10 protein-coding genes are annotated in these 14896 nt (G+C 68.4%); all 10 read right to left on the reverse strand.

All coding sequences use genetic code 11. The annotated features are described in order from the left end of the window. Window positions 1-61 precede the first annotated feature (61 nt). Window positions 62-1573, reverse strand: coding sequence for a multiple monosaccharide ABC transporter ATP-binding protein (gene mmsA, locus AB0J95_RS15390; protein WP_364757457.1), 1512 nt, complete (start codon window positions 1571-1573; stop codon window positions 62-64). Beyond that, window positions 1570-2691: a multiple monosaccharide ABC transporter substrate-binding protein gene (gene chvE / locus AB0J95_RS15395; protein WP_364757458.1), complete on the reverse strand. Its 1122-nt coding sequence runs from the start codon at window positions 2689-2691 to the stop codon at window positions 1570-1572. The genes mmsA and chvE overlap by 4 nt, the downstream gene beginning before the upstream one ends. Continuing rightward, window positions 2691-4199: an L-arabinose isomerase gene (gene araA / locus AB0J95_RS15400; protein WP_364757460.1), complete on the reverse strand. Its 1509-nt coding sequence runs from the start codon at window positions 4197-4199 to the stop codon at window positions 2691-2693. The genes chvE and araA overlap by 1 nt, the downstream gene beginning before the upstream one ends. Then, window positions 4199-4879 carry an L-ribulose-5-phosphate 4-epimerase gene (locus AB0J95_RS15405; protein WP_364757462.1) on the reverse strand — a complete coding sequence of 227 codons (681 nt, stop codon included), beginning with the start codon at window positions 4877-4879 and terminating at the stop codon, window positions 4199-4201. Before AB0J95_RS15405 ends, araA begins: the two co-directional genes overlap by 1 nt. Beyond that, window positions 4880-6511 (reverse strand): ribulokinase, encoded by a 1632-nt coding sequence (araB, locus tag AB0J95_RS15410; RefSeq protein ID WP_364757464.1) that lies wholly within the window; start codon window positions 6509-6511, stop codon window positions 4880-4882. Window positions 6512-6514: 3 nt separating this feature from the next. After that, window positions 6515-10279, reverse strand: a complete 3765-nt coding sequence (locus AB0J95_RS15415) for a LamG-like jellyroll fold domain-containing protein (protein WP_364757466.1) — start codon at window positions 10277-10279, stop codon at window positions 6515-6517. A 62-nt stretch (window positions 10280-10341) separates the two neighbouring features. After that, window positions 10342-11307, reverse strand: a complete 966-nt coding sequence (gene yjfF / locus AB0J95_RS15420; RefSeq protein WP_364757468.1) for a galactofuranose ABC transporter, permease protein YjfF — start codon at window positions 11305-11307, stop codon at window positions 10342-10344. After that, window positions 11304-12338: an ABC transporter permease gene (locus AB0J95_RS15425; protein ID WP_364757977.1), complete on the reverse strand. Its 1035-nt coding sequence runs from the start codon at window positions 12336-12338 to the stop codon at window positions 11304-11306. Before AB0J95_RS15425 ends, yjfF begins: the two co-directional genes overlap by 4 nt. Window positions 12339-12343: 5 nt before the next feature. Next, window positions 12344-13840 (reverse strand): sugar ABC transporter ATP-binding protein, encoded by a 1497-nt coding sequence (locus AB0J95_RS15430; RefSeq protein WP_364757470.1) that lies wholly within the window; start codon window positions 13838-13840, stop codon window positions 12344-12346. Between the two features lie 15 nt (window positions 13841-13855). Next, window positions 13856-14854 (reverse strand): ABC transporter substrate-binding protein, encoded by a 999-nt coding sequence (locus AB0J95_RS15435; RefSeq protein WP_364757471.1) that lies wholly within the window; start codon window positions 14852-14854, stop codon window positions 13856-13858. Window positions 14855-14896: the final 42 nt, after the last annotated feature.

The raw sequence follows: 14896 nt of genomic DNA on the forward strand, positions 1-14896 counted from the left end.
CGTCCCGTTCCCCTTGGGTGCGGTCGGCAGCCACGTGAGTCTGACACAAGGTGTGTCATGTCTAGTCCCTTGTCATGTATTGCATTAGTCGTTCCTGGGTCGCCTCCGCCCGGGTCACTTCACCGGTGATCCGGCCACGGGACAGCGTGTAGATCCGGTCGCAGAGCCCGAGCAGCTCGGGCAGTTCCGACGAGATCACCAGGATCGCCTTGCCCTCCTCGGCGAGCCGGTTGATGATCGTGTAGATCTCGTACTTCGCGCCCACGTCGATGCCGCGGGTCGGCTCGTCCAGGATCAGCACGTCCGGGTCGGTGAGGATCCACTTGGACAGCACCACTTTCTGCTGGTTGCCGCCGCTGAGCTTGCCGGTGACCGCGCGCACATCCGGCGCCTTGATGTTCATCCGGACCCGGTAGTCCGAGGCCGCCCGGTGTTCCTCGTGCTCGTTCACCCAGCCGCGGCGGGCGAACTGGTCGAGGCCGGCCGCGGAGATGTTGCGTTTGATGTCCTCGATCAGGTTGAGGCCGTAGCGTTTGCGGTCCTCGGTGACGTACGCGATGCCGTGCTGGATGGCGTCACGTACCGAGCGGAGATGGATCTCCTTGCCGTCCTTGACGATCCGGCCGGTGATGTCCTTGCCGTAGCTGCGGCCGAACACGCTCATCGCCAGTTCGGTCCGCCCGGCGCCCATCAGCCCGGCCAGCCCGACGATCTCCCCGCGCCGCAACGAGAGGCTCGCGTCGTCCACCACCACGCGACCGGCCTGGGTCGGGCTGTGCACGGTCCAGCCGGTGATCCGCAGCACCTCCTCGCCCGGCGAGGAGGTGTGCGGCGGGAACCGTTCGGACAACGCCCGGCCCACCATCGCGGCGATGATCCGGTCCTCGGTGGCCTCGGCGGCGGGGAACGAGGTCACCGTGTGACCGTCGCGCAGCACCGTGATCGAGTCCGCGATGGACATGATCTCGTTGAGCTTGTGCGAGATGATCACACAGGTGACGCCCTGGTCGCGCAGCTGGCGCAGCAGCCCGAGCAGGTGCTCGGAGTCGCTGTCGTTCAACGCCGCGGTCGGCTCGTCCAGGATCAGCAGCCGGACCTTTTTGGACAGTGCCTTGGCGATCTCGACCAGCTGCTGCTTGCCCACGCCGAGGTCGTTGACCGGGGTGACCGGGTGCTCAGCCAGGCCCACCCGGCGCAGCAGCGCGCCGGCCTCGTGGTTGGTGCGGTTCCAGTCGATCAGCCCGCCCGAGGCGATCTCGTTGCCCAGGAAGATGTTCTCCGCGATGGACAGCTGCGGGCAGAGCGCCAGCTCCTGGTGGATGATCACGATGCCGAGCCGTTCGCTGTCCCGGATGGACGAGAACTCCACCGGCTCGCCGTCGTACTCGATCGTGCCCGAGTACGAGCCGTGCGGGTGGACGCCGGAAAGCACCTTCATCAGGGTGGACTTCCCGGCGCCGTTCTCCCCGCAGATCGCGTGGATCTCACCCCGGCGGACATCCAGGTTGACATCCTCGAGCGCGGTCACGCCCGGGAACGTCTTGGTGATGTCCCGCATCCGGAGAATGGTCATTTGAGCTGGCCCGCGGTGTAGTAGCCGGAGTCGATGAGGACCTTCTGGTAGTTGGTCTTGTCCACGATCACCGGCTGCAGCAGCTGGCTGGGCACGACCTTGTTGCCGTTGTCGTAGTCCTTGGTGTTGTTGACCTGCGGCTTGTTGCCCTTCAGCACCGCGTCGGCCATGTCCACAGTAGACTTCGCCAGGTCGCGGGTGTCCTTGAAGATGGTGGAGTACTGCTCACCGGCGATGATCGACTTGACCGACGCGACCTCCGCGTCCTGCCCGGTCACCACCGGGTAGGCCTGCGAACCGGTGCCGTAGCCGTTGCTCTTGAGGGCGGACAGAATGCCGATCGACAGGCCGTCGTACGGCGAGAGCACACCCTGGACGGTCTGGCCACCGCGGTAGGTCTTGGTCAGCAGGTCCTCCATCCGGCGCTGTGCGGTCGCCGGTTCCCACCGCAGGATGGCCACGGTGTTGAAGTCGGTCTGCCCACTCGCGACCTTGATCACGCCCTTGTCCAGGAACGGCTTGAGCACGGACATCGCGCCGTTGAAGAAGAACGTGGCGTTGTTGTCGTCCGGCGAGCCCGCGAACAGCTCGATGTTGAACGGCCCGGTGACGCTCGCGTCGTCCGTCCCGTCCGCCTTCTTGACCTTCAGCCCGATCAGCAGCGAGGTGGCCTGCTGCACGCCGACCTTGAAGTTGTCGAACGTGGCGTAGTAGTCCACGTTGGGGCTGTTGCGGATCAGCCGGTCGTAGGCGATGACCGGGATCTTCTTGTCCGCGGCCTCCTGCAGCTGGGTGGTGATCGCGGTGCCGTCGATCGAGGCGATCACCAGCAGCTTGGCGCCCTTGGTGATCTGGTTCTCGATCTGGTTGACCTGCGTCGGGATGTCGTTCTCGGCGTACTGCAGGTCCACCTGGTAGCCCAGCTTCTCCAGCTGCGCCTTGATGTTGTCGCCGTCGTGGATCCAGCGCTCGGAGGACTTGGTGGGCATGGTCACGCCCACCAGCCCGCCCGCGGCGGCGCCCGGCTGCGCGGCTTGGTCGGCGGTCTTGACGCTCGATCCACACGCGGCCAGCGTCAGGGTGAGCGCCAGAAGTCCGGCGGTAGCGGCGATTCTCATCAGATACCTCCTCGCAGGCGGTAGTACGCCTGGTTCCAGCGCACCCGGTCGACGAACGCGGCGGGTGTGGTTTCCTTGTCGATCAACAACAACTCGGTGTTCACCATGTCGGTGAAGTCCCGCAGGGTCTCCGCGCCGACGGCCTGGGTCAGCACGGTGTGGTGCGGTCCGCCCGCGATCAGCCAGGACTCGGCGGAGGTCGACAGCGACGGGCTCGGCTTCCAGACGGCCCGGGCGACCGGCAGCCGCTCCAGGTCCTCGTCCGGCGGGACGACCTCGATCTCGTTGGCCACGAACCGGAACCGGTCGCCCAGGTCGGCCAGGCCGATCACCACCGCGGGACCGGGGGCGGCGTCGAACACCAGCCGGACCGGGTCCTCCCGGCCGCCGATGCCCAGCGGGTGGATCTCGCAGGACGGCTGCTGCCCGGCGATGCTCGGGCACACCTCGAGCATGTGCGCGCCGAGGATCTTCGGCTCGCCCGGCCCGAAGTGATAGGTGTAGTCCTCCATGAACGACGTGCCCCGGCCGGTGCCGTGGCCCATCGCCTTCACGGCCGCCAGCACCGCGGAGGTCTTCCAGTCCCCCTCGCCGCCGAAGCCGTAGCCGTCGGCCATCAGCCGCTGCACGGCCAGGCCCGGCAGCTGGCGCAGGCCGCCGAGGTCCTCGAAGTTCGTGGTGAACGCGCCGAACCCGCCGTCGGTGAGGAACCCGCGCAGCCCGGCCTCGATCCGGGCGGCGTACCTCAGCGAGTCGTGCCGGTCCCCGCCGGCCCGCAGCTCCGCCACCAGCGCGTAGACGTCGGCGTATTCGGCGACCAGCGCGTCGATGGCCGTCTCGGTCACCGCGTCGACCCGTTCGACCAGGTCGTTCACGCCGTAGGTGTTCACCGAGACGCCGAACCGAAGCTCCGCCTCGACCTTGTCGCCCTCGGTCACCGCGACGTCCCGCATGTTGTCGCCGAACCTGGCCAGCCGCAACGACCTCAGGTGCGCCAGGCCGGTGGCCGCGCGCGCCCAGCCGTCGATGCGTTCGACCACCCGGGCGTCGCTCGCGTGGCCCACCACGGTCTTGCGGGCGACACCGAGCCGGGTCTGGATGTACCCGAACTCGCGGTCGCCGTGCGCGGCCTGGTTGAGGTTCATGAAGTCCATGTCGATGGTGCGCCACGGCAGCGTCTCGTTGAGCTGCGTGTGCAGGTGCAGCAACGGTTTGCGCAGCATGTCCAGCCCGGTGATCCACATCTTCGCGGGCGAGAAGGTGTGCATCCAGGCGATCACGCCGACACAGGCCGGGTCGGCGTTCGCGGCGAGCATGACCTGGCGGATGTCGGCCGACTCGGTGAGCACCGGGTAGCCGACGATGTCCGCCGAGATCGCGCCGGACTCGGTGAGCATCCGCTGGATCCGCTGCGACTGGCCGGCGACCTGGTCGAGCGTCTCCTGGCCGTAGAGGGCCTGGCTCCCGGTCAGGAACCACACCCTGGGCTTGGTCTCTAGTGCAGACATCAGTGCTCCTGGCCGTAGACGTTCTGGTAGCGGTCGTGCAGGCGGTCGATGTCCTCCTGGCGCAACGGCAACGGGCTGCCGAGCTGCCGGGCGATGTGCACGGTCCGGGCGACGTCCTCGACCATCACGGCCGCCTTCACCGCCGCCCTGGCGTCCCGGCCGACGGTGAACGGCCCGTGGTTGCGCATCAGCACAGCGGGCGACCGGCTGCCGCGCAGGGTCTCGACGATCCCGCGGCCGATCGAGTCGTCGCCGATCATGGCGAACGGGCCGACCGGGATCTCCCCGCCGAACTCGTCGGCGATCATCGTGAGCACACACGGGATCGGTTCCCCGCGCGCGGCCCACGCGGTGGCGTAGGTCGAATGGGTGTGCACGACCCCGCCGATCTCCGGCATGTTGCGGTAGACGTACGCGTGCGCGGCGGTGTCCGACGAGGGCGCCAGGTTGCCGTGCACCAGGTCGCCATAGAGGTCCGTGACGACCATGGTGTCCGCGGCGAGGTCCTCATAGGACACTCCGGACGGCTTGATCACCATCAGGTCCTCGCCGGGCACGCGCGCGGACACGTTGCCGGCGGTCCAGATCACCAGGTCGTTGCGGGTCAGCTCCTGGTGCAGGTCGGCCACGGTCTGGCACAGCTCGCCGAGCGTGTCGAGCACTGCGGTGGTCAGCGGCATCTACTTGCGTCCCTTCTGGACGTTGCGACGGGCCCGCAGCCGGTGCATGACATCGTTGACACCACGGCCGAAATAGTCGTGCAGGGTCAGGTACTCCTCGTACATCTCCTGGTAGACCTCGACGTTCGCCTCGATCGGCAGGTAGACGTCCCTGGCCACCGACCCCATGGCCGCCGCTGCCGCGCGGATGTCCGGGTAGGCCCCGGCCGCGACCGCCGCGTGGATCGCCGACCCGAGCGCCGGTCCCTGGGCCGAGCCGATGATCGACAACGGCAGGTTGGTGACGTCCGCGTAGATCTGCATCAGCAGGTCGTTCTTCACCAGCCCGCCCGCGATCACCAGCTCCCGCACCGGAACCCCGGCGTCGATGAACGTGTCGATGATCGTGCGCGTGCCGAACGCCGTGGCCTCCAGCAACGCCCGGTACATGTCCTCGGGCTTGGTCGCCAGGGTCTGCCCGACGATCACCCCGGACAGGTCGTGGTCCACCAGCACCGAACGGTTGCCGTTGTGCCAGTCCAGCGCGATCAGCCCGTGCTCGCCGGGCCGTTGGTCGCGGGCCAGCTCGGTCAGCTGCTCATGGACATCGTTGCCACGGTAGGGAACACAGTTGTCGACGAACCAGGCGAAGATGTCGCCGACCCCGCTCTGCCCGGCCTCGTAACCCCACAGCCCGGCCACGATGCCGCCGTCCACCACCCCGCACATGCCCGGCACTTCACGCAGTTCGGTGCCGTTCATGACGTGACAGGTGGACGTTCCCATGATCGCGACCATCTGCCCGGGCTGCACGGCGTTGGCGGCTGGCGCGGTGACGTGGGCGTCCACATTGCCCACCGCGACCGAGATCCCCTCGCGCAGACCGGTCCAGACCGCGGCCTGCGCGCTGAGCCGCCCCGCCCGGTCGCCGAGGGTCCCCAGCGGATGCGCGAGCTTGTCCACGACGAAGTCGGCGAAGGCGGGGTTCAGCTCGGCCAGGAAGTCCCGGGACGGGTACTCGCCGTCCTGGTAGATCCCCTTGTACCCGGCGGTGCAGGCGTTGCGGACATAGGTTCCGGTGAGCTGCCAGACGATCCAGTCCGCGGCCTCCACGAAGTGCCGCATCTCCCGGTAGACCTGCGGGGCCTCCTCGAGAAGCTCCAGCGCCTTGGCGAACTCCCACTCCGAGGAGATCAGACCGCCGTAGCGGGGCAGCCATTTCTCCGACCGGGCGCGGGCCAGGGCGTTGATCCGGTCGGCCTGCGGCTGGGCGGCGTGGTGCTTCCAGAGCTTCACGTACGCGTGCGGCTCGCACTCGAACTCCGGGAGCTCACACAGCGGCGTCCCGTCCTCGGTAACGGGAACCATGGTGCACGCGGTGAAGTCCGTGCCGACACCGATGACCTGGCTCGGGTCGACGCCGGCTTGCCTGATAGCGCCCGGAACCGCCGTGCGCAGGACCTCGATGTAGTCGCTCGGCACCTGCAGCGCCCAGTCCGGCGGAAGCGGCCGCCCGTCGGGCATGGTGCGGTCGAGCACACCGTGGCGGTAGTCGTAGACCGCGGAGCCGAGCTCGGCGCCGTCCCGGACGCGGACCACGACGGCCCGGCCGGACAACGTACCGAAGTCGACACCGACAACAAGAGGTTCCATCACTCACCGACCCGTGATCACGAGAACCGACACCGAGTTCGCGGGCAACGTCAGCTTTGTCGTCGCCGCCAAGCCATTCACCTGCTTCTTCTGCGGCACCACTGCAGACGGTGCCGAGAGTGTGTTGCGTGCCGCCGGATCCCCGGCCAGCACGGTCAGCGTTCCGGTTCCGTCCACACTGGACACACCGGTCAGCGCGAGCCGCGTGTTCTGCACCTGGCTGGTGGGGTTGACCAGCTTGACGTAGAACGTCTTGCGCCCGCCGCTGGTCGTCATCGTGACCGCTTGGCGCAACGGGCTGCGCTCGTTCAGCCGTGCGGTCAGCACCTGCTTGCCCAGGTTGTTCGCGAACATCTGCTGCACCCAGTACGAGGGTGAGCCGTAGCTGGTCGCCGCGTCGAACCCGATCAGGTTGACCGGCCAGTTCGGCTGGTTCTCGTTGACCAGCACCGGCGCGTACATCGAGCCGATCACGATGTCGCTGTTGCGTTCCAGGCCGGTCAGGAACGCCGCCTCGCCGACGGCCGCCGCGAGTGTCCCGGTTGGCCGGCCGTCCTGGGCGCCGTACTCACCGACCAGCACCTCGGGACCGCCCCGGTCGGCCCGGTCGTAGCGGGTCGAGTTGTCCACGAACCATTGCGGCGACTGGTAGTAGTGGTCGTCCACGGCGTCCGGCCGGATCCCGGTCGGGGTCGTCGAGGCCGAACCGCCCTGGTAGCCGCCGGTCGTGGCGATCACCGTCAGCTGCGGGTACTTGGCCTTGACGGCGTTGGCCATGTCCGCGAACCGCCACGCGTAGCTGCCGGACCCGTCGAACCAGTCCTCGTTGCCGACCTCGACGTACCGCAGCTTGAACGGCGCCGGATGCCCGTCGGCCGCTCGTTTCGCGCCCCACGTGGTCGATGTGCCGCCGATGGCGTACTCGATCTCGTCAAGCGCTTCCTGAACGTACTGCCCGTAGTCCGCGCGCTCCACGTGCTGGCCGTTGAGCGTGTACCCGGCGAACAACGCCAGCAACGGCTCGGCACCGACGTCCTCGGCCAGTTGCAGGTACTCCAGAATCCCGAACCCATCGGTGGACCAGTAGCCCCACGCGGTGTTCTGGTGGCCCGGGCGCTGCGACACCGGGCCGATGGTGTTCTTCCAGGCGAACCTGGTGGCCAGCGTGTTGCCCTCCAGGTAGTTGCCGCCCGGGACCCGGAACAGGCCCAGCTTCAACGCCGCCAGCTTCTGCCCGAGATCCTCTCTAACACCGTTAGGGCGATTCTTGAACGTCGGCGGGAACAGCGAGACCTGGGTCATCCAGACGTCACCGCTGAGCGCCGCGCACTTGGCGCAGGGGTTGACCAGCGAGACCACGACCCGGTTGTCGGTGGACGCCGCGATCGTCGACGGCGTGGTGAACGTGAAGGTCTTCTGCGCCCACGCCGTGCCGATGTCCTTGATGTCCTTGCTCGCCAGCACCGTGCCGTCCGGCTTCTCCAGGCTCACCCGGATGGCCGGCGACGGCGACGCGGACTTCACGAACAGGCTGCCGGTGTACTTTGTGGACGGACGAGCCGCCACCCCGAAGAAGCCGGCGTTCGCCGCGCCCACCCGGCCGCCGGGCGGCACCTGGTCGGCGTGCACCTTCAGCGACCGGTCCAGGGCGGTGTTCAGCGGGGTGGTCGTGTCGACGGCGAACGAACCGGTGGCGCCGCCGCCGGTGACCAGCTGCCAGTTCGACGTGCCCTCCTTGAACGCCCGGTTGCGCACGAGTTCGGCGTACAGGCCGCCTTCGACGGAGTGGCTGATGTCCTCGAGGATCGAGCCGTAGGTGGTCGGCCGGGTGTTGGCACGCGGCACGTTCGCGTCCACCGCGAGCTGGTTGGCGCCCGCCAGGGTCGCGATCTGGTCGGCCGGCAGGGCGAACCGCCGGAACTCGACCTCGTCGACCGCGCCCGTCACCCCCGCGCCCACCACGAACGGGTCCGGGCTGTTTCCGCTGGCAGCACAGGACGCCACATCCAGGCCCAGCGTGACCACGGTTCCGCAGCCGGTGGACGTCAGCGAAGCGGCGTCGCCGTCCACGAACAGGCTCAGCCGTTGCGCGGCCCGGTCCAGCACCAGGGCGGCGTGGTGCCAGTTGCCGTCCGCGAGGCCGCCGCCAGTGGACGTGACGGCCACCGTGCCGCCGAGCCGTGCGGTCAGCTTCCCGTTGGCGATCCCGAGGCCGTAACCCTGGCCGTGCGAAACGATCTGGCCGTTGGTGGTCGTGCGGAACCAAGCGGTGACCGAGAACGAGCCTGTGCCGGTGTCGAACACGGGCGACGGGCCCATGGTGACGTCGCCGTTCCCGGTGAACTGGACCGCGTTGCCCGCGGCACCCGGCCCGAACGTTCCATTGTGGACGACGCCGTCGGCACCGTTCGCCGATGAGTCACCGGGTCCTTGGTCGAAATGCCACGACCCGCTGGAGGCCAGGGCGCCGATCGCGTCCGCGCTCATCGGCGCCGGGTAGGCGCGGACGTCGTCGATCCCCCCCGAGAAGTAGTCCACCGGCTGGCCGAAGAACTTGCCCCGGCCGATGACGAAGTGCCCGCCCGCGGTCCACGGCGTCGTGTACGGCACGCTCTGCTGCAGGATACCGTTGACGTACAAGGAAAGCGTTCCGTTGCCGTAGACCCCGGCGATGTGCTGCCACTGGTCGGTCACCGCCGGTGCGTTCGACACCGCCGAGGATCCTGCCGTGTCGCCGTCGCCGGCCCGGCGGGTGAACGCGAACCGCCCATCCGCGGCCTTCTGCAGGAAGAACCCGCTGATGTTGGCGCCGTCCACGCTCACCGCGGTCCGGAACCCGGTGGCGGCCGTGGGTCTCACCCAGGCGGCGACCGTGAAGCCCTGACCGGTGTCGATGACCGGCTTCGGCACGTCGACCACGCCGTCGGTCCCGTTGAAGGTCACGCCATGTGCGCCAACGACACCGTCCGCCCAGGTCGCGCCGCCGGTCAGGGTCGCGGTGGTGGCGTCTGGCGAGTCGTCGGCGGTGGTCGTCCCGGCGCCTTCGTCCAGCCGCCAGTGGCCCGCCGTGACGAGCCGGGCGACGTCGGCGGCGGTGAGAACGCCTTGGGAGACACGGACATCGTCGATGGTGCCGGCGACGAAGTCGACCGGGTTGCCGCCGTACTTGCCGCGGCCGATCACCAGGTGCCCGGTCGCCTGCCAGGCCGGCGGCGCGGTCACGGTCTGCTGCTTGATCCCGTTGACATACAAGGAAAGCGTCTTCGCGGTGGCGTCGTACACGCCGGTCAGCTGGTACCACTGGCCGGCGACCGGGTCGAAGTTCGAGGAGGCGTAGACGCCGTCCGTGGGGCTGTCGGCCGACAGCCGGGTGAAGGCGAACCGGCGGGAGTCGTCCCGCAACTGCAGGAAGAAGTTGCTGACCTGGTTGCCGTCGACGCTGACCACGGTCTGGTAGCCGGAGGTCCTGTCCAGCTTCACCCAGCCGCTCACCGAGAAGCTCTGCGTCGTGTCCACGACACCGGCGCCCGCGTCGGCGTACCCGGAGGTGCCGTCGACGCTCATCGCACCGCCACGGACGCCCTGGGCCCAGGTCGCGCCGCCGGTCAGGGCGGCCGGGTGGTTTCCGGCCGTGTCGCCTGCCTGCGTGCCGGTGCCTTCGTCGAACGTCCAGTGCGCGGCATCGGGCACCGCCGCGTTCGCGAGCACCGGCGACACGCCCAACAGGGCGATCGTCATCAGAGCCGCCAGTGGTCTGCGGTGACGCATGGCCCTCCTTCTCGATGTGTTAGCGCTAACATTCATCGCGCGTGGACGTGGCTTGGCGGGGTTCAGCGAGTTCGGCGGGTGACGAGCCGCTGCAGGACGATGAACAGCAACAGCAGGGCGCCGATCACGATCCTGGTCCACCAGGAGCTGAGCGTGCCGTCGAACGTGATCAGGGTCTGGATCATGCCCAGCACGGTCACGCCGAGCACGGTGCCGAGCAGGTAACCCGAACCGCCGGTGAGGATCGTGCCGCCGATGACGACCGCGGCGATGGCGTCCAGCTCCATGCCGATGGCGTGCAACGGGTTGCCGGACAACGTGTACAACGCGAGCAGCAAGCCGCCGAGCGCCGAGCAGAACCCGCTGACCGTGTAGACCATGATCTTGGTCCGGGCCACCGGCAGACCCATCAGCATGGCCGACTGCTCACTGCCGCCGACCGCGTAGACCGTGCGCCCGAAGCGCGTGTAGTGCAACACATACACGCCCACGGCGACCACGACCAAAGCGATCACCACACCGATGGACACATGCATCCCACCGGGCAACAGGATCGGCGTCTGGGCCACGTCGGTGAAGAACGGGTCCGTGATCGAGATGGCCGATGTGCTGATCGTGTAACACAGTCCGCGCGCCAGGAACATGCCCGCGAGGGTCACCACGAACGGCTGCAGCTCGAAGAAGTGGATGACCGCGCCCATCCCGAGCCCGAGACCGGCGCCGATCACCAGCACGACCAGGATCACCGCCGGAGCGGACCAGCCGTGCCCGAGGAGCTTCGCGGAGACCAAAGTGGACAGCGCGACGACCGACCCGACCGACAGGTCGATCCCGCCGCTGAGGATCACGAACGTCATCCCGGCTGCCACGACCAGCAGGAACGCGTTGTCGATCAGGATGTTCAGCACGACCTGCGGGTCGGCGAAGCTGTCGTAGCTCGCGGCGCCGTACCCGTACGCGCCGATCAGCAGCGCCAGCGTGGCCAGGATCGGCAGGTAGCGCCTGCCGGACACGGTCAGCGTGGTCATACCGGCACCTCCACCTTCTCGTCCTTGACCGCCTTGACCGCCGGGCGTGAGCGCCGGCGCCGGAAGCGTTGCCGGAACTTCGGCGACTGCACCAGGCACACGGCCATCACGACCACGGCCTTGAACAGCAACGTCGTCTCGGGCGGGATGCCCAAGGTGTAGACGGTGGTCGACAGCGTCTGGATCAGCAACGCGCCGATGACCGTGCCACCGAAGGAGAACCGGCCACCAGTGAGCCTCGTGCCGCCGATGACCACCGCGAGGATGGCGTCCAGCTCGATCCACAGGCCCGCGTTGTTGCCGTCCGCGCTGGACACGTTCGAGCTGATCATCAGCCCGGCGATGCCCGCGCACAGTCCACAGAAGACATACGTCAGCCAGATCAGCCGCCGCGAGGCCACCCCGGCCAGGCGGCTGGCCTCCGGGTTGCCGCCGACGGCCTCGATCAGCATGCCCAGCGCGGACTTGCGGACCACCAGCGCCGAGATGCCGAACGCCGCCAGCGCGATCAGGATCGACAACGGGACCGTGGCCACGAACCCGCCGCCGATCGCCTTGTACGCGTCACCGGTGATGGTGATGATCTGACCGTCGGTGATCAGCTGGGCCAGGCCGCGGCCGGCCACCATCAGGATCAGCGTGCCCACGATCGGCTGCACGCCCAGCACGCTGACCAGGAACCCGTTGCACGCGCCCAGAACCAGGCTCAGTGCGACCGCGATCCCCACCGCCGCCAGGGTTCCGCCGATGGCGTTCTGGTCGTCGAGCCTGCTCACCCACAGGCACGCGATGGCGCCGCTGATGGCGACCACGGAGCCCACGGACAGGTCGATCCCGCCGGTCGCGATGACCAGCGTCATGCCCAGCGCGACCAGGATCAGCGGCGCGCCGAACCGGAGGATGTCGATCAGGCTGCCGTAGAGGTGCCCTTCCCGCAGCTGCACCGAGAAGAACGCCGGCGAGGCGATGAAGTTGCCCAGCAGCAACAGGATCAGCGCGGCCGTGGGCCAGAAGAGCCGGTGCCCGGCCAAGGTCTTCACTGCTGTCCCCCCTCCGCGATGGTGGCCATGATGTCGTCCGGGGTGAGCGACTCGTTGGTCAGCTGCGCCACCACGTGCCGGTCGCGCAGCACCGCCACCCGGTCGCTCAGCCGGAGCACCTCTTCCAGCTCCGCCGAGATGAACACCACGGCCATCCCGTCGTTGGCCAGCTCGGACACCAGCCGCTGGATCTCCGCCTTGGCGCCGACATCGATCCCGCGGGTCGGCTCGTCCAGGATGAGCAGCCGCGGTTCCATGATCAGCCACCTGGCCAGCAGTACCTTCTGCTGGTTGCCGCCGGAGAGGTCGCCGACGCGGGCCTCCGGGTCGGCCGGGCGGATGTCGAGCATCTCGATGCTGCGCCGGACGATCTCGTCCTGACGCCGCTTGGACAACGGCTTCGTCCAGCCCCGGGAGGCCTGCACCGCCAGGATGATGTTCTCCCGGACGGTCAGGTCCTCCACCAGGCCTTCGGACTTGCGGTTCTCCGAGCAGAACGCGATCTGCTTGTCCACCGCGGCCCGCGGCGTCCGCAACGCCACCACGGTGTCGTCGACCTGGACCTCGCCGGAGTCCGCGTGGTCCGCGCCGAACAGCAGCCGGGCCAGCTCGGTGCGGCCGGAACCCAGCAGCCCGGCCAGTCCCAGCACCGAACCGCGCCGGATCTCCAGCGAGAACGGCTCGACGCCGCCCTTGCGGCCCAGATCCGTCGCCCGCACGAGGACTCCGGAACCGGACCGCACGCCTTCCTCGCGGATCTCCTCGAGGACCGCGATGTCCTTGCCGATCATCTTGCCGACGAGCTCCCGCGGCGTGATGTCCGTGTACTCCCCGACCAGCTTGCCGTTGCGCAGCACCGTCATCCGGTCGGCGATGGCGAAGACCTGGTCGATGAAGTGGGACACGAACAGGATCGCCATCCCCTGGTCGCGCAGGGTCCGCATCACGTCCAGCAGCCGGGCGACCTCGCCCGGGTCCAGGCTGGAGGTCGGCTCGTCCAGGATCAGCACCCGGGCGTCCACGTCCAGCGCCCGGGCGATGGCCACCAGCTGCTGCACCGCGATCGACTGCTCGCCCAGCGGTGCCGCCACGTCCAGCGACACCTCCAGCCGGGCGAGCAGCTCGGCGGCGCGGCGGCGCAGGGCGGACCAGTGGATCCGGCCCAACCGCCGGGGTTCGCGGCCCAGCAGGATGTTCTCCGCCACCGACAGGTTCGGGCAGAGGTTCACCTCCTGGTAGACCGTGCTCACCCCGGCCCGCTGGGCGGCCGCCGGGCCGGTGAACGACACCGCCTGGCCGCCCAGCGTGATCTCACCGGCGTCGACGCCGTGCACGCCGGTGAGGACCTTGATCAGGGTGGACTTCCCGGCCCCGTTCTCGCCCATCAGCGCGTGCACCTCGCCCGGGAACAGGCGGAAGTCCACATCGTCGAGGGCGAGAACGGCGGGGAACTCCTTGCGGATCCCCGCCATCCGCAGAATCTCGTCAGGCATGATCACCCAGCAGGGTCAGTACTGCCGCTGTGGCAGCGCGGTCTTGGCCTTGGCCTGGTCGAACTCGGTCTCCTCGGTCTCGATGCGCGCGGGCACCTCCTGGCCGGCGGCGACCTTCTTGACCAGGTCCATCAGCTGCGGGCCGAGCAGCGGGTTGCACTCGACGATGTAGTTGATCTTGCCGTCGGCCAGTGCCTGCATCCCGTCGTGCACGGCGTCGATCGAGACGATCTTGATGTCCTTGCCGGGCACCTTGCCCGCGCCCTCGATGGCCTCGATCGCGCCGAGCGCCATGTCGTCGTTGTGCGCGTAGAGCACGTCGATCTTGCTCTGCGACTTGAGGAAGGCCTCCATGACCTCCTTGCCCTTGGCGCGGGTGAAGTCACCGGTCTGCGAGGCGACGACCTTGAACTTGGGGTCGGCCGCGATCACGTCGCCGAAGCCCTTCTTGCGGTCGTTGGCCGGCGCGGAGCCGGTGGTGCCCTGCAGCTCGACGATGTTCACGTCGCCGGTCGCGGAGGCGAACTCCTTGGTCAGCCACTGGCCGGCCTTCTGGCCCTCCTTGACGAAGTCCGAGCCGAGGAAGGACTTGTAGAGGGTCTTGTCCGGCGAGTCGATGGCCCGGTCGGTCAGGATCACCGGGATGTTCGCGGTCTTGGCCTCCTTGAGCACGGTCTCCCAGCCGGACTCGACGACCGGCGAGAACGCGATCACCTTGACCTTCTGCTGGATGTAGGAGCGGATCGCCTTGATCTGGTTCTCCTGCTTCTGCTGCGCGTCGGAGAACTTCAGGTCGATCCCGGCGGTCTTGGCCGACTCCTGGATGGACTTGGTGTTCGCCGTGCGCCACCCGCTCTCGGCGCCGACCTGGGCGAAGCCCAGCGTGATCGCACCCCCGCCGCTTGCGCCCCCGTTCGTGCTGCCCGATCCACCGCTGCTGCTGGTTCCGCATGAGGACAACAACAACGCTCCAACAACAGCTGCCGTGGCGGCGGCCCACTTCTTCGTGAACATTGGCGGCTCCATTGTTAACGCTAACAATCTAGTCGTGCTGGT

Source organism: Actinocrispum sp. NPDC049592 (genome assembly GCF_040675465.1).
GTDB lineage: Bacteria > Actinomycetota > Actinomycetes > Mycobacteriales > Pseudonocardiaceae > Kibdelosporangium.